15 protein-coding genes are annotated in these 12,420 nt (G+C 38.6%); 4 read left to right on the top strand and 11 right to left on the bottom strand.

The annotated features are described in order from the left end of the window. Nucleotides 1–24 precede the first annotated feature (24 nt). Nucleotides 25–402 (bottom strand): DUF308 domain-containing protein, encoded by a 378-nt coding sequence (locus AN957_RS19440; protein WP_053477032.1) that lies wholly within the window; start codon nt 400–402, stop codon nt 25–27. Nucleotides 403–624: 222 nt separating this feature from the next. Here AN957_RS19440 and AN957_RS19445 point away from each other — a divergent pair, with 222 nt between their 5' ends. After that, nucleotides 625–1,194, top strand: coding sequence for a nucleotidase (locus AN957_RS19445; RefSeq protein WP_053477033.1), 570 nt, complete (start codon nt 625–627; stop codon nt 1,192–1,194). A 26-nt stretch (nt 1,195–1,220) separates the two neighbouring features. On the opposite strand, the gene AN957_RS19450 is transcribed toward AN957_RS19445, so the two are convergent. From AN957_RS19450 to AN957_RS19460, 3 genes are read right to left on the bottom strand one after another with little or no spacing between them, the layout of a single operon-like run. Continuing rightward, entirely contained in the window at nt 1,221–1,655 is a 435-nt protein-coding gene (locus AN957_RS19450) for a Fur family transcriptional regulator (RefSeq protein ID WP_053477034.1), read from the bottom strand. 48 nt (nt 1,656–1,703) lie between these two features. Next, nucleotides 1,704–2,546 carry a metal ABC transporter permease gene (locus tag AN957_RS19455; RefSeq protein WP_056685727.1) on the bottom strand — a complete coding sequence of 281 codons (843 nt, stop codon included), beginning with the start codon at nt 2,544–2,546 and terminating at the stop codon, nt 1,704–1,706. Beyond that, entirely contained in the window at nt 2,543–3,343 is an 801-nt protein-coding gene (locus AN957_RS19460) for a metal ABC transporter ATP-binding protein (protein ID WP_053477590.1), read from the bottom strand. The genes AN957_RS19455 and AN957_RS19460 overlap by 4 nt, the downstream gene beginning before the upstream one ends. Nucleotides 3,344–3,527: 184 nt before the next feature. Between AN957_RS19460 and AN957_RS19465 the strand changes: the two genes are divergently transcribed. After that, on the top strand, nt 3,528–3,782 hold the full coding sequence (locus AN957_RS19465) for a DUF2624 domain-containing protein (RefSeq protein ID WP_053477036.1): 255 nt from the start codon (nt 3,528–3,530) through the stop codon (nt 3,780–3,782). A gap of 51 nt (nt 3,783–3,833) precedes the next feature. Here AN957_RS19465 and AN957_RS19470 read toward each other — a convergent pair whose 3' ends face one another. Together AN957_RS19470 and AN957_RS19475 are read right to left on the bottom strand one after the other, a co-directional pair. Further along, entirely contained in the window at nt 3,834–4,736 is a 903-nt protein-coding gene (locus AN957_RS19470) for a deoxyribonuclease IV (protein WP_053477037.1), read from the bottom strand. A 22-nt stretch (nt 4,737–4,758) separates the two neighbouring features. Next, the gene (locus AN957_RS19475; protein WP_053477038.1) at nt 4,759–6,069 is read right to left on the bottom strand and encodes a DEAD/DEAH box helicase; all 1,311 of its coding nucleotides are present in this window, start codon (nt 6,067–6,069) and stop codon (nt 4,759–4,761) included. A 209-nt stretch (nt 6,070–6,278) separates the two neighbouring features. Here AN957_RS19475 and vrrA point away from each other — a divergent pair, with 209 nt between their 5' ends. Then, nucleotides 6,279–6,827 (top strand): VrrA/YqfQ family protein, encoded by a 549-nt coding sequence (gene vrrA / locus AN957_RS19480; RefSeq protein WP_056685729.1) that lies wholly within the window; start codon nt 6,279–6,281, stop codon nt 6,825–6,827. Nucleotides 6,828–7,044: 217 nt separating this feature from the next. Further along, the gene (locus AN957_RS19485) at nt 7,045–7,983 is read left to right on the top strand and encodes a 4-hydroxy-3-methylbut-2-enyl diphosphate reductase (protein ID WP_056685732.1); all 939 of its coding nucleotides are present in this window, start codon (nt 7,045–7,047) and stop codon (nt 7,981–7,983) included. A gap of 107 nt (nt 7,984–8,090) precedes the next feature. Here the strand turns inward: AN957_RS19485 and AN957_RS19490 are convergent, their stop codons facing one another. The 5 genes from AN957_RS19490 to AN957_RS19510 all read right to left on the bottom strand — a co-directional run bounded on the left by AN957_RS19490 (nt 8,091) and on the right by AN957_RS19510 (nt 12,326). After that, nucleotides 8,091–9,206 (bottom strand): Nif3-like dinuclear metal center hexameric protein, encoded by a 1,116-nt coding sequence (locus tag AN957_RS19490; RefSeq protein ID WP_056685735.1) that lies wholly within the window; start codon nt 9,204–9,206, stop codon nt 8,091–8,093. Beyond that, nucleotides 9,203–9,910 carry a tRNA (adenine(22)-N(1))-methyltransferase gene (locus AN957_RS19495; protein WP_056685738.1) on the bottom strand — a complete coding sequence of 236 codons (708 nt, stop codon included), beginning with the start codon at nt 9,908–9,910 and terminating at the stop codon, nt 9,203–9,205. Before AN957_RS19495 ends, AN957_RS19490 begins: the two co-directional genes overlap by 4 nt. A gap of 113 nt (nt 9,911–10,023) precedes the next feature. Continuing rightward, entirely contained in the window at nt 10,024–10,386 is a 363-nt protein-coding gene (gene cccA, locus AN957_RS19500) for a cytochrome c550 (RefSeq protein WP_053477043.1), read from the bottom strand. A gap of 170 nt (nt 10,387–10,556) precedes the next feature. Further along, nucleotides 10,557–11,699, bottom strand: coding sequence for an acyl-CoA dehydrogenase (locus AN957_RS19505; RefSeq protein ID WP_053477044.1), 1,143 nt, complete (start codon nt 11,697–11,699; stop codon nt 10,557–10,559). A gap of 99 nt (nt 11,700–11,798) precedes the next feature. Beyond that, nucleotides 11,799–12,326 (bottom strand): hypothetical protein, encoded by a 528-nt coding sequence (locus AN957_RS19510; protein ID WP_056685741.1) that lies wholly within the window; start codon nt 12,324–12,326, stop codon nt 11,799–11,801. Nucleotides 12,327–12,420 lie beyond the last annotated feature (94 nt).

Below are 12,420 nucleotides of genomic sequence, written 5' to 3' on the forward strand. Positions count from 1 at the left end.
TGCCAGGCTCTATTTTTCTCCGCTTTAAAAAAACGGCAGTATAAACATCCCTACAATAATTGACACGACTCCAATTCCAATCGCCCAGCTGCCAAGGGCAGTAGCACCTCTTCTTCTGGCAATGAAACCGAGCACAATGCCTGTTGCTCCAAACAGGATAGGTAACACGAATAAGGAAAGAATAGAAAGTGCAAGAGCAGCAATGCCCACGCCTTTTCCTGCGGTTACAGATTCCCTTTCCCGCTCATCCGTTCTACTTATGCGTCTATCATAGGAAATCGGTGCAGCGAGTTCAGCTGAGGTTTCTTCCGTGAAATCTGCAGTTCCATATTGGTCTTTATCTCCAATTTGCTCGCTATGCCGAAGATCGTAATCCTCATAATCGCGGTCTTGATCTGCCATTTACTTGATCCCTCACTTTCATTAGTGGAATCATGTAGATTCCCTTATGATCTTGTCTCGCTTACTTTGGAGCATTATTATTGTTCACCTAAAGGACCAAAATATTGTTGTTAATCTTTAACTCTTCACCTGAAATTTTCTAATGATCTGAAATCCATTCTCGACCGAACCATTCAACTGCGCTAAGATAAAAGTGAGATTATTTTTAAAGGAGCGTTTCAAATGAAGAAGCGATTTGGAATTGATATTGATGGAACCGTTACATGTCCTTCCTCCATCATTCCCTATATAAATAAAGAGTTTAACGTAAATATTACATTAAATGATGTAAAGCAATATGATTTAACCCATGTTGTCGATTGTACCGAAATAGAGTTTGCCGATTGGTTTTTGAAAAGCGAACCTATCATTTATGCAGCATCTCCACTAGCAAAAGGAGCAAAAGAAGTATTAAAAAAGTGGGAGACTGTGCATGACTTAATTTTTATTAGTGCACGTGGTCCTCACCTTCTTGAAATAACAAAGGAATGGTTTTTAAAAAATGCCCTGCAGTTTAATCATATTGACTTACTAGGCACACATAATAAAATTGAGGCTGCGAAAAACTTTCAAGTGGATATATTCTTTGAAGACAAGCACGACAATGCAGTCATGCTTCACGAGGAATGTCATATTCCCGTTATCTTATTTGATACCCCTTACAATCGAGAGCCCATTCCAAATGGGGTAATCCGGGTAAATTCATGGTCTGAGGCAAATGCGTGGGTGGACAACTGGTTAAAACAACAATAAAAAAACGGCTATGCCGTTTTTTTATTTTAACTATATGCTGCATCCGTATGCTCGAAGCATTCAGGACATTTTCCATAAATCTCAAATTTATGACCTGAAATATCGTAGCCTCTAAGATGATCCTGCACTTCTTTCATTGGACATGTATTTATTTCCTTCGTTTTTCCGCAATCTAAACAAATAAAATGATGGTGGTGATGCTCATGCGCACATGTATAACGAAAATGCTTTTCCCCGGACAACTCTGTCATTTCAAAAATTCCAAGATCAACAAATAATGATAAATTCCTGTAAATCGTATCAAAACTTAAACCAGGGTAGTCATCCTTCATCCAAGCGAGCACATCTCTTGCCGTTAAATATTTATTGCTTTTCGCAAAAAGTTCAAGCATTTCTTCCCGTTTCCCCGTATGCTTATAGCCCTTTTCCTTTAAAAGCTGTAACGCTTCATTCACATCCATTTTATTCACCTCTAATAATTCTATTTACACGTTTGGAGGCACTTTAACCTAGACGGCCACCTTTACTGTGAGTTTTTTTATTAAAATAGTAAGGATCAAAATGAGAACTGCGATAATGACGATCATTCCACCTGGTGCTAAATCTAAATAATAAGAAAGCATGAGCCCGCCTAAAACAGAAGTCTCACCGAAAAGAACGGAGTAAAAAATGGTTTGTTTAAATCCTTTGGCAATTCGAATGCTTGCAGCAACAGGCAAGGTCATTAAAGAGGAAACCAGCAGGATACCGACAATTCGCATAGATGCTGCAATGACTAAAGCCACCATAACAATAAAAATAAAATGTATACTCTTTGCTGCTATACCAGAAGCTTTTGCATGTTCTTCATCAAAGGATAATAAAAATAATTCTTTATATAATAAAAGGATCATTGCAATAACAAAGATGCTAATCACCAAGATTGTCCATAAATCTGCACGGCTCACCGCACTTACACTGCCAAATAAATAGCTAAATAAATCGGTATTAAATCCATCGGCAAGTGAGATGAAAATAGCTCCTAAACCAATTCCTCCAGATAAAATGATAGGAATAGCTAGTTCTTGATAATGCTTATACACTGCACGTAGCTTTTCGATAAAGAGGGAGCCTGTTACTGAAAAAACCATTCCCATATATAATGGATTTAAGCCGCTTAATCCGATAAATTTCTTTTCTAGCAGAAGACTTGCAGCAATCCCAGCAAGTGTAACATGACTTAGCGCATCAGCAATAAGAGAAAGCCTGCGGACAACAATAAATACACCGATTAACGGAGCAATAATCCCAATAATAATCCCTGTTAAAAAGGCGTTTTGTAAAAATTCATATTGTAATATTCCTGCAATCATTGCTCTGATCCTCCGTGATGATGGTGATGATGATCGTGCTCGTGTGTGAGGATATGGACATCATGACCGTAAAATTCAGACATTTCATCCATTTTTAGCTGTTCAAATTCCTCTGTTTTCCCATGAAAATGCAAATGTTTATTTAAACAGGCAACATGTGTGACTTTATCAGAAATGGTACCGATATCATGAGTCACTAATAAAAGGGTAATACCTAATTTTTTATTTAACTCATCAAGCATTTCGTAAAAGGATTGAACATTTTGGGCATCAACCCCAACTGTTGGCTCATCAAGAATCATTAACTTTGGATCACTTACTAATGCTCTAGCGATGAAAACACGCTGCTGCTGTCCTCCTGAAAGCTCCCCAATATTTCTATCTTTAAATGCAAGAAGTCCAACGGAGTCGATGGCTTGCGTAACCTTCATGTGATGCTCTCTTTTCATAAACTTGAAAAGCCCAAGCTTTTTAGTTAATCCGCTTGAAACGACTTCATAAACCGTTGCAGGGAAACCAGTATTAAAGGAATTTGCCTTTTGTGATACAAAACCAATTTTATGCCAGTCTTTGAATCGGCTGATTTCCTGACCAAAAAGCCGAATTTCTCCATTTTGTGTTTTGAGAAGTCCAAGAACAAGCTTTAATAAAGTAGATTTTCCCGAACCATTTGGCCCAACAATACCTAAGAATGCACCTTCATGTATGGTAAGATTAATATTTTCAAGAACATCCTCCTTTTCATAACGGTAGGATACTTGCTCTATTTCGATAATCGAATGTAATTGTTTTTCCATTTTATCACCTAAAAATCCAGCTGTAATTTTCATAACAACAGCTTCGAATATAAGAATCATTACGATTTAGTAGTATACAGCAAGGATAAAAAATTGTAAAGAATAATTACTTCCTTTCCTCGATGCAAAAACTGTAACAAATTCCCTTCTCTTCTCATACAGTACATTGGAGGAGTGATGGAGAATGAAAATTTTTGAAAACATCATTAATCATAAGATAGGGACTATTACTGGTGATGAATTACTAAAGTATGGGAAACAATTTCAAATCATCATTACAAAACAGCAAGCTGACAAAATAGCCGATTATCTTCGAGGAAAACAAGTAAATATATTTAATGATGAGGAGCGTACAAGAGTAGTAAAGGAGATTGCAAAAATTGCTGGACCTGAAACGGCTCGAGCTGTAAATAAGCTATTTATTCAATTTACTAAATAACTTTTCTCTAAATACATTGAAAAAAGCTGTGAAAATTTCACAGCTTTTTTCTTAATGGGATGATCCCTGCATAATTAAATCCAAAAGATTTTCGTTATATTCTTGGGCACGAAGCATAGCTATTTCATGCTTATAAGGTGCTTTTTTATTATTTTTGTCTTCTCCCACATATGGTGTTTCTAGTATTTTTGGCACATTCATCAGCTGTGGATGATGAACAATGTTATTCAATGCTTTAAAGCCAATATGGCCAAATCCGATGTTTTCATGGCGGTCTTTTCTCATTCCCCGCTCATTTTTACTATCATTAATATGAAGAACCTTTAATCGATCTATGCCAATGATCCGGTCAAATTCCTCTAAAACCCCATCAAAATCCTCGACGATATTGTATCCGGCATCATGTGTATGACAAGTATCAAAGCAAACAGATAAGTGATCATTGTAGTTTACTCCATCAATAATCATCGCAAGCTCCTCAAATGACTTTCCGCATTCAGAGCCTTTGCCTGCCATCGTTTCAAGAGCGATTTGAACCTTTTCGTCTCCTTTTAATACTTCATTTAAGCCTTCAACTATTTTTTTGATGCCTGCCTCTGTTCCTGCACCAACATGCGCACCAGGGTGGAGAACGATTTGTCTCGCACCTAATGCCTCTGTACGATCGATTTCAGAGCGCAGGAAATTCACACCCAGCTCAAAGGTACTCGGATTCGTTGTATTCCCGATATTGATAATATATGGAGCATGAACAACAATATCGCTTATCCCGTTTTCCTCCATATGCTTCAAACCTGCTTCTATATTTAATTCTTCAATTTTTTTCCTTCTCGTGTTTTGCGGAGCACCCGTATAGATCATAAATGTATTGGATCCGTATGATACAGCCTCTTCACTAGCTGCTAAAAGCATTTTTTTCCCACTCATCGATACATGTGAACCAATTTTCAACATTTGTTTCTCTCTCCCCAAACTTTTATTTTTTCTTTATTCTTCTTTCGCGTTTTTTAATTTTATCCATTTCCCACTTCATTTTCTTCTTATAGCCCGGTTTGACTTTTTTCGGTTTTTGAACGAGCGAAGATGCTTTTTTATCGATATCATCTGTTTTTCTTTGTCGATTCTTACGCTTGTTACGTTCATCCAACTTCGTCCATTCACCCTTTTGCAAATCAACATGGTGAAATTCAATGCCCATTTTTTCAAGGCGATTGAGTGCATCTTCATCAGCGGTTTCGTAGATTGTTAAAGCGATACCCGAATTTCCAGCACGCGCTGTTCGGCCAACACGATGAATATAAAAGTCTAAATCCGTCGGCAGTTCATAATTGATGACATGGCTTATTCCTTGGATATCGATTCCCCGTGCAGCTAAATCCGTCGCAACGATATACTGAAATTCCAAATCAATAATTTGCTTCATCATTTTTTTTCGTTCACGCGGATTCAAGTCACCGTGAATTCTGCCTACTTTTAACCCTTTTACGATCAAGGCATCGGCAACCTCGTCTGCTTTTTTCTTCGTATTTGTAAAGACAATCGCTAAATATGGATTAAATGCAGATAAGGCTTCGTGAACAAGATTCACCTTATTTCGGTGCTTTGATGGCAAAATCCATTGTTCAATTTTAGCCGCTGTGGCTTGTTGCGGCTCCACGTGGATATACTTTGGGTTTTCCATATATTTTTTCAAGAATGGTTTCAGCTTTTCAGGGATGGTCGCTGAGAAAACGAGCATTTGCAGCTTCTCTGGCATTCTTCCAGCTATTTGGTCCACATCTTCAAGAAATCCCATATCCAGCATTAAATCTGCTTCGTCAACAACAAGCATCGTTGCTTTATGAACAAATAAAGCCTGCTCCTTCACAAGGTCATTAATTCTTCCAGGTGTACCAACAACAATTTGCGGCTGCTTTTTTAATTTTTCAATTGTTCGCTGCTTGTCCGTTCCTCCGATATAACAACGAGCCGTTATTTCTTCACCTTCTAGACAATGCTCTGTTACTTTGAGAATTTCTTGATAGATTTGATTCGCAAGCTCCCGTGTAGGTGCCGTAATAATTGCTTGTACTTCATTTCTTGCAGAATCCAGCTTTTGCAGGATCGGTAAAATATACGCATGCGTTTTTCCCGTTCCTGTTTGTGATTGGCCGATTGCGCTATCCCCTTTAAGGATTGTCGGAATTAGGCGTTCTTGTATTTCAGTAGGCTCATAAAAGCCTAGCTTTTTCACCGCTTCAATAATAAATGGCTTTAATTCATACCGTTCAAATTTTGTTTCGTTCATTTTTTATTAACTCCTCATGTGTCGATTCTTATAATCATCCTGTTATTATAATAAAGTTTTAAAGAAATAACCACTCATACTATAGAATAGTTTCATATTGGCACTTGTTTTTACTTTTTCTACCAGAATTCTGCTGTTCCCCCGCCTAAACCAATTCAGCAATGATGCATACCCTATTAGTATTAAGAAATAGAAAGGAGGCTATGAGAATGAGGACTGGACCGAGAATGCCTTTTCGAGAAGGAATGCCTCCGCAATCATTGCCACCAATGCAAGCTCGCCCACCAATGGGTTCAATGATGAGAGGTGCACCACAAATGAGACAGGGCGGTGGAGGCCTTCTTGCCAAACTTATGGGTGGCGGTCAAGCGAGAGGAGCCGCGGGAACAGCAAGCAGGGCTGCTGGAACTGGCGGGTCTGGAGCAGGCGGAATCTTAAAAGCTTTAAGCAATCCTACAGCAATCAATGGCTTTTTATCAAACACACAAAAGGTATTAAATACTGCCCAGCAAGTAGGACCAATGGTGCAACAATATGGACCGCTCGTAAAAAACATTCCTGCCATGTGGAAGCTTTATAGAGGGTTGAAAAATGGGGATGACGAACCGGCTGCAGTGGATGAAAAGCCTAAAAAAGAGACAACATCCGTTAAAACTAAAAAAACGATAAAAAAAGAAAGCAAAGATGTGGACATCGATAACAGCTCCACTAAACAAGGAAAAAGAAATGGCCAATCTGTGCCAAAATTGTATGTATAAAAGGATGCAGCCGCATTCTTTTTTATTTTACCTTTATCAACTTTTCCTAGCTTTATGATCATATGCACAGCCCGCTTAACAGCCTTTTAGTATTATTATTAGCAAAAGTTCTATATAATAGTATACGGATCATTCACTTTTTACCGCATGAATGATCATTAAAAGGAAAAATAGACGAACTTTATCATAGATGTTTTTATTATTGGAGGTTTGAAATATGGAGATCATTAAGATATCACCACGCGGTTATTGTTATGGGGTAGTCGATGCAATGGTTATAGCAAGAAATGCAGCCCTAGATAAATCACTGCCACGGCCAATCTATATCCTTGGGATGATTGTTCATAACAAGCATGTGACAGATGCCTTTGAAGAAGAAGGAATTATTACTCTTGATGGAAAAGACCGAATGGATATTCTTAGCAAGGTTGATAAGGGAACGGTGATCTTCACTGCTCATGGTATTTCACCAGAAGTTAGAGAATTAGCTAAAGCGAAGGGGCTTGTGACACTCGATGCCACTTGTCCTGATGTTACGAGAACACATGCTTTAATCGAAGAAAAGGTGAAAGAAGGCTTCCAGATTATTTATATCGGAAAAAAAGGGCACCCTGAGCCTGAAGGAGCAATCGGTGTTGCTCCACAAGCCGTTCATCTGGTTGAATCACTAGACGATGTAGAGACACTGCAGATACAAAGCGAAAAAATCGTTGTCACTAATCAAACGACAATGAGTCAATGGGATGTTAAAGAGGTAATGGATAAGCTAGAAGAAAAGTTTCCTCATGCAGAGTTTCATAAAGAAATTTGCAATGCCACACAGGTTCGCCAAGAAGCGGTTGCGACCCAAGCTGGACAAGCGGATGTAACGATTGTTGTTGGTGACCCCAAAAGCAATAACTCCAATCGCTTAGCACAAGTTTCTGAAGAGATTGCTAACACAAAAGCCTACCGGATTGCTGATGTAACCGAGCTTGATATCAATTGGATTAAGGATGCCTCAACCGTTGCTGTTACTTCTGGCGCCTCCACTCCAACACCTATTACAAAAGAGGTAATTGCCTTTATCGAGCAGTTTAATCCTAATGATGAATCAACTTGGACAAGAGAGAAGAAGGTACCATTAAGTAAAATACTTCCAAAAATTAAAAGATAACAAAAAGGACCGGTTCGGAAAGAAAAATACCGGTCCTTTTTGTTTTACAATTTATCAGCCAAGTCAATGATGTTATTAGCCATTGAACATGTTATCAGCCAAACCCCTTACACAAATTGAAAAGGATCTGTATGCAATTCAGAAGCAAAAATGGAGACATCATAGCCCTTTTCCTTACACATTTTCTCTAGTTGTTTGGCAACGCCTTTTTTCATTACTTTCTCGACATTATGACCTGGATCAACAATATTTAGTCCCATCATCATCGCATCATGTGCCACATGGTAGTACATATCACCCGTAACGTACACATCTGCGCCTTTAAATTTTGCCGAAGTGAAATATTTGTTCCCATCACCGCCAAGTACTGCTACTCTCTTTACCTTATCAGCCATATCGCCTACGACACGAACTCCTTTCACATCAAGACAGCGTTTTACATGGGATGCAAACTCTGCTAGCGACATTTCTGGAATATCGCCAATTCTCCCTAGACCAAGGATCTCTCCCTTATTTTCTAAGCTATAAATATCGTAAGCGACTTCTTCATATGGGTGAGATTTAAACATAGCTGAGAGAATTCTTTTCTCAAAATGTTCTGGAAAGATGGTTTCAATTCTTTCTTCTTTAACCATTTCAAGCTTTCCTGTTTGACCGATATGCGGGTTTGTTCCCTCACCCGGTAGAAACTGCCCAATACCAGTGGACGAGAATGAACAATGACTATAGTTTCCGATTGCACCTGCTCCAGCGTTCCCTAGGGCATGCTTAAGCTCTTCTGCATTTTCCTCTGGAACATATACCACTAGCTTTTTTAATTTTGTTTCATATGTTGGATAAAGCACTTCCGTATCTGTAAGCTGAAGTGCTTCGGCAAGCATATCGTTTACCCCGCCAGACGCGACATCAAGATTTGTATGGGCGGCATAAACAGCGATATCGTGCTTAATAAGCTTTTCTATTATTTTGCCAGCCGGTGTTTCTGTTGCTATCGCTTTCAATGGACGAAAAATAGGCGGGTGGTGGGCGATGATAAGCTGCACATTTTTTTCAATCGCCTCATCAACTACTTCCTCCAATACATCGAGAGCAATCATTACATTCTCAATCGGTTTATTTAACCTTCCGATTTGCAGACCGACTTTATCTCCTTCCATTGCGTAGCTTTTCGGAGAGAATTGTTCAAATAACTGGATGATTTCATGTCCATTCACCTTTTTCATTTGTCTAAAACCTCCTCAACCATTCGGATCTTTTCATTAAGCTCTTTCTTTTTCAGTATTGTTTCTTCTGATTCCGCTGCATTTTCCAGCTGTTTTAAAATTCGCTGCCAATTTTTCAGCTCGTTTCTCCACTTCTTCTGAAAGGGAGCAGAGGATTGTTTCATTAATAGTGGACCAAGTAAAAGCTCCTTTTGTAAATTTTTATATGGTTTCAATGGATCTCCTTTTTCAGCTACTACTATTTCGTATATTTTGTCATCTTCTTCAAGTATCTCTTCCGCAATTAACTCCCATGCATTATCTAAAAGCCATTGTCTTGTCGTCAGTGCGCTAATATTCGGCTGCAAAATTAATCGTTTAACCGAATCCAGCTTATTCTTCCCTTCTTCCAAAATGCTCGCAATTAAAGCACCGCCCATTCCGGCAATTGTTACGCAGTCAATTTCTCCTAGTGCAATGACTTCCAATCCATTTCCCTTTCGCACAATAATTTGTTCATCAAGCCCTTTCATTTTCACCTGCCGTTTTGCTGACTGATAAGGGCCTTCAACGACCTCTCCAGCAACAGCAAAGGGAACTACACCCTTCTTTACTGCATAGCATGGCAAATAGGCATGATCAGACCCAATGTCTGCCAAACGTGATCCTCTAGGAATATAATTTGCAACAGCTTCTAGTCGCTGTGATAATTTCTCAGTATTCATTCAGTCACCACTTATACTTTCATATTTTAAATAGCTACCGTTTTAACGATAGCCCGTCTTAATAAGTATAGAAAAAGTCCTTTACATATGCAAAGGACTTTCTTTTTAAACAATTATTTAAGTGTCATTAACCATTCAGCCATTGCATCTTCTTGACCAGCGACTAATCCGCCAGGCATTCCATTGGCCGTACCATTAGTTAAGATATCTACAAGTTCTTCCTTAGAGTGACGGTCACCAGTACCAGTCAAAGCTGGTCCCACTGCTCCTTGATATTGATCACCATGACAGGCGATACAACTTTGCTTATAAGTGTCTTCAGGGCTTGCTGCAACCTGCTCTTCAGCTTTGTCTCCGCCGCCTTCTTTTTCTGCAGCAATTTCATCCATGTTATTAAGACCAATAAATGACATAAAGAAAATTGCTACGATACCGAATGCAAAGATAATAAGATACGGCATTGCTGTATTTTTCATGTTTTAACCTCCCTTATGTAAGAACATCAAAATATTAAGTAATGTACAAACAATCTCTATTCTACTTCAAATTCTACCGAAGGAAAAGACCTAAAGCAAACTTTGTCACAGCAAATTCGGAAAATAGACAAAAACTCCATCACTTAGATGGAGTTTTCCCTACCTTGTTATTAGTTACTTAAGATTTGACGAGCGATAACTAAACGTTGAACTTCGGATGTACCTTCGCCAATTTCAGTTAACTTGCCATCTCTCATATATCTCTCAACATGATAATCCCTCATATATCCATACCCGCCATGAATTTGAACTGCCTGGTCTGTGATTTCCATGCATATCTCAGAGGCATACAACTTACACATGGATGCTTCTTTTGAAAAAGGTCTTCCATGATCTTTCAGCCAAGCTGCCTTATAAACCATATTTCGTGCCAATTCGATTTTCATAGCCATATCTGCTAATTTAAACTGAATCGCTTGGAAATTGGATAAGGAGCGCCCAAATTGCTGACGTTCCTTTGCATATTGAACGGCCTTTTCATAAGCTGCCTGAGCGATGCCGACAGCCATTGCACCTATACCAATTCTGCCTCCATCTAAGGTGATTAAAAATTGTTTAAAGCCTTCACCCTTTTTGCCGAGCAAGTGCTCAGTCGGAACGCGCACATCTTCAAGGACAAGTTCTGTCGTATTCGACGAATGTAATCCCATTTTCTCATAATTATCAATCACCTTAAATCCATCCGCATCAGTAGGAACGATGATTGCACTTATTTCCTTTTTGCCATCTGTTTCACCTGTTATTGCTGTAAGAGCCAAATGCTTTGCATAGCTTGCATTAGTAATAAAACACTTATTTCCATTGATGATATATTCTCCATCTTTTTCAACCGCAGTGGTTCTTGTCCCCCCCGCATCCGAACCAGCACTCGGCTCTGTTAATCCAAACGCGCCAAAGGTTTCACCTGTACAAATAGGGACTAAATACTTTTGTTTTTGTTCATCTGTTCCAAACAAATATAGCGGAGCACCGCCTAAAGAAATATGAGCCGAATATGTAATTCCTGTCGATCCGCACGCACGGCTCAGCTCTTCTGTAACAATCGCAAAACTCACAGAATCTGCACCAGCACCCCCATATTCTTCTGGGAAAGGCAGACCCATTAAACCAAGATCAGCCATTTTCTTAAAAATATCAACGGGAAATTCTTTCGTGCGATCCCTGTCTAATGCCCCAGGGGCAACCTCTTCATCCGCAAATTCACGAATCGTTTTCAGAATCATTTCTTGTTCAGAAGTTAAATCAAAATTCACCAGTCCATCCCCCTTATACTCGTTGTATACGCTTACAACTCTATTATAAAAGAGAATAGATAATTTTCACAACATTTAAAAATTTTATAAAATATTTTATTATACAAAAATATAAATAATCAGTAAAACCAGCCCCAATACACCTGAAATTGCAAACGCGAGCTGCTTCAGTTTCCAGCCGCACAGCAACCAGAGAAAACAGTTAATGACCAGATTGAAATAAAGGAATAGCGGTCTTTCTGGGAAAACACTAGAAAAAAATTCAACTGAGGTCAGCAATAGAATTAACGCTGATACAATCATTGGGATTTGCAGCAATAATCCTTTTCTAGAAAAATAAATTGTAAAGATAATTCCTGCTAAAACAAATAAAATGAACAACGGCATTTGCAAAGTAATAGACAATTCAGTAAAATGGATTAAAAAAAGGGTCAGTGGAATAAGCAAAATAAAAAGATAGTGGTTTTTCCAAAAACCCCCTCTACTTATCCCTTTTTTTGAAATCTCCGGCTGATTTCCTTCTGTATATAAGGCCAAAAGATAGTCACAATATTGTTCTGGGAGCATACGGGCTTTTTTCCAAGATAAAATTTCATTTACAATGATGTTTTTTCTATTTTCATTCAAAAGTTACACATCCTTTAAGAAATGCACAAGCGCCTTGATCATGGCCGTACAAACTGGAGGGGCTTCGACTGTACAAGATTTATACTTCCAAACT

It is taken from the genome of Cytobacillus solani, assembly GCF_001420595.1.
GTDB classification, from domain to species: Bacteria; Bacillota; Bacilli; order Bacillales; family Cytobacillaceae; genus Cytobacillus; species Cytobacillus solani.

What these genes read in the sequence shown, in the direction of transcription:
- vrrA (WP_056685729.1), top strand. Translation starts at nt 6,279, where the DNA reads ATGAGGACTGGACCGAGAATGCCTTTTCGAGAAGGAATGCCTCCGCAA.
- AN957_RS19475 (WP_053477038.1), bottom strand. Translation starts at nt 6,069, where the DNA reads ATGAACGAAACAAAATTTGAACGGTATGAATTAAAGCCATTTATTATT.
- AN957_RS19485 (WP_056685732.1), top strand. Translation starts at nt 7,045, where the DNA reads ATGGAGATCATTAAGATATCACCACGCGGTTATTGTTATGGGGTAGTC.
- AN957_RS19490 (WP_056685735.1), bottom strand. Translation starts at nt 9,206, where the DNA reads ATGAAAAAGGTGAATGGACATGAAATCATCCAGTTATTTGAACAATTC.
- AN957_RS19450 (WP_053477034.1), bottom strand. Translation starts at nt 1,655, where the DNA reads ATGGATGTGAATGAAGCGTTACAGCTTTTAAAGGAAAAGGGCTATAAG.
- AN957_RS19470 (WP_053477037.1), bottom strand. Translation starts at nt 4,736, where the DNA reads ATGTTGAAAATTGGTTCACATGTATCGATGAGTGGGAAAAAAATGCTT.
- AN957_RS19445 (WP_053477033.1), top strand. Translation starts at nt 625, where the DNA reads ATGAAGAAGCGATTTGGAATTGATATTGATGGAACCGTTACATGTCCT.
- AN957_RS19465 (WP_053477036.1), top strand. Translation starts at nt 3,528, where the DNA reads ATGAAAATTTTTGAAAACATCATTAATCATAAGATAGGGACTATTACT.
- AN957_RS19460 (WP_053477590.1), bottom strand. Translation starts at nt 3,343, where the DNA reads ATGGAAAAACAATTACATTCGATTATCGAAATAGAGCAAGTATCCTAC.
- cccA (WP_053477043.1), bottom strand. Translation starts at nt 10,386, where the DNA reads ATGAAAAATACAGCAATGCCGTATCTTATTATCTTTGCATTCGGTATC.
- AN957_RS19440 (WP_053477032.1), bottom strand. Translation starts at nt 402, where the DNA reads ATGGCAGATCAAGACCGCGATTATGAGGATTACGATCTTCGGCATAGC.
- AN957_RS19495 (WP_056685738.1), bottom strand. Translation starts at nt 9,910, where the DNA reads ATGAATACTGAGAAATTATCACAGCGACTAGAAGCTGTTGCAAATTAT.
- AN957_RS19455 (WP_056685727.1), bottom strand. Translation starts at nt 2,546, where the DNA reads ATGATTGCAGGAATATTACAATATGAATTTTTACAAAACGCCTTTTTA.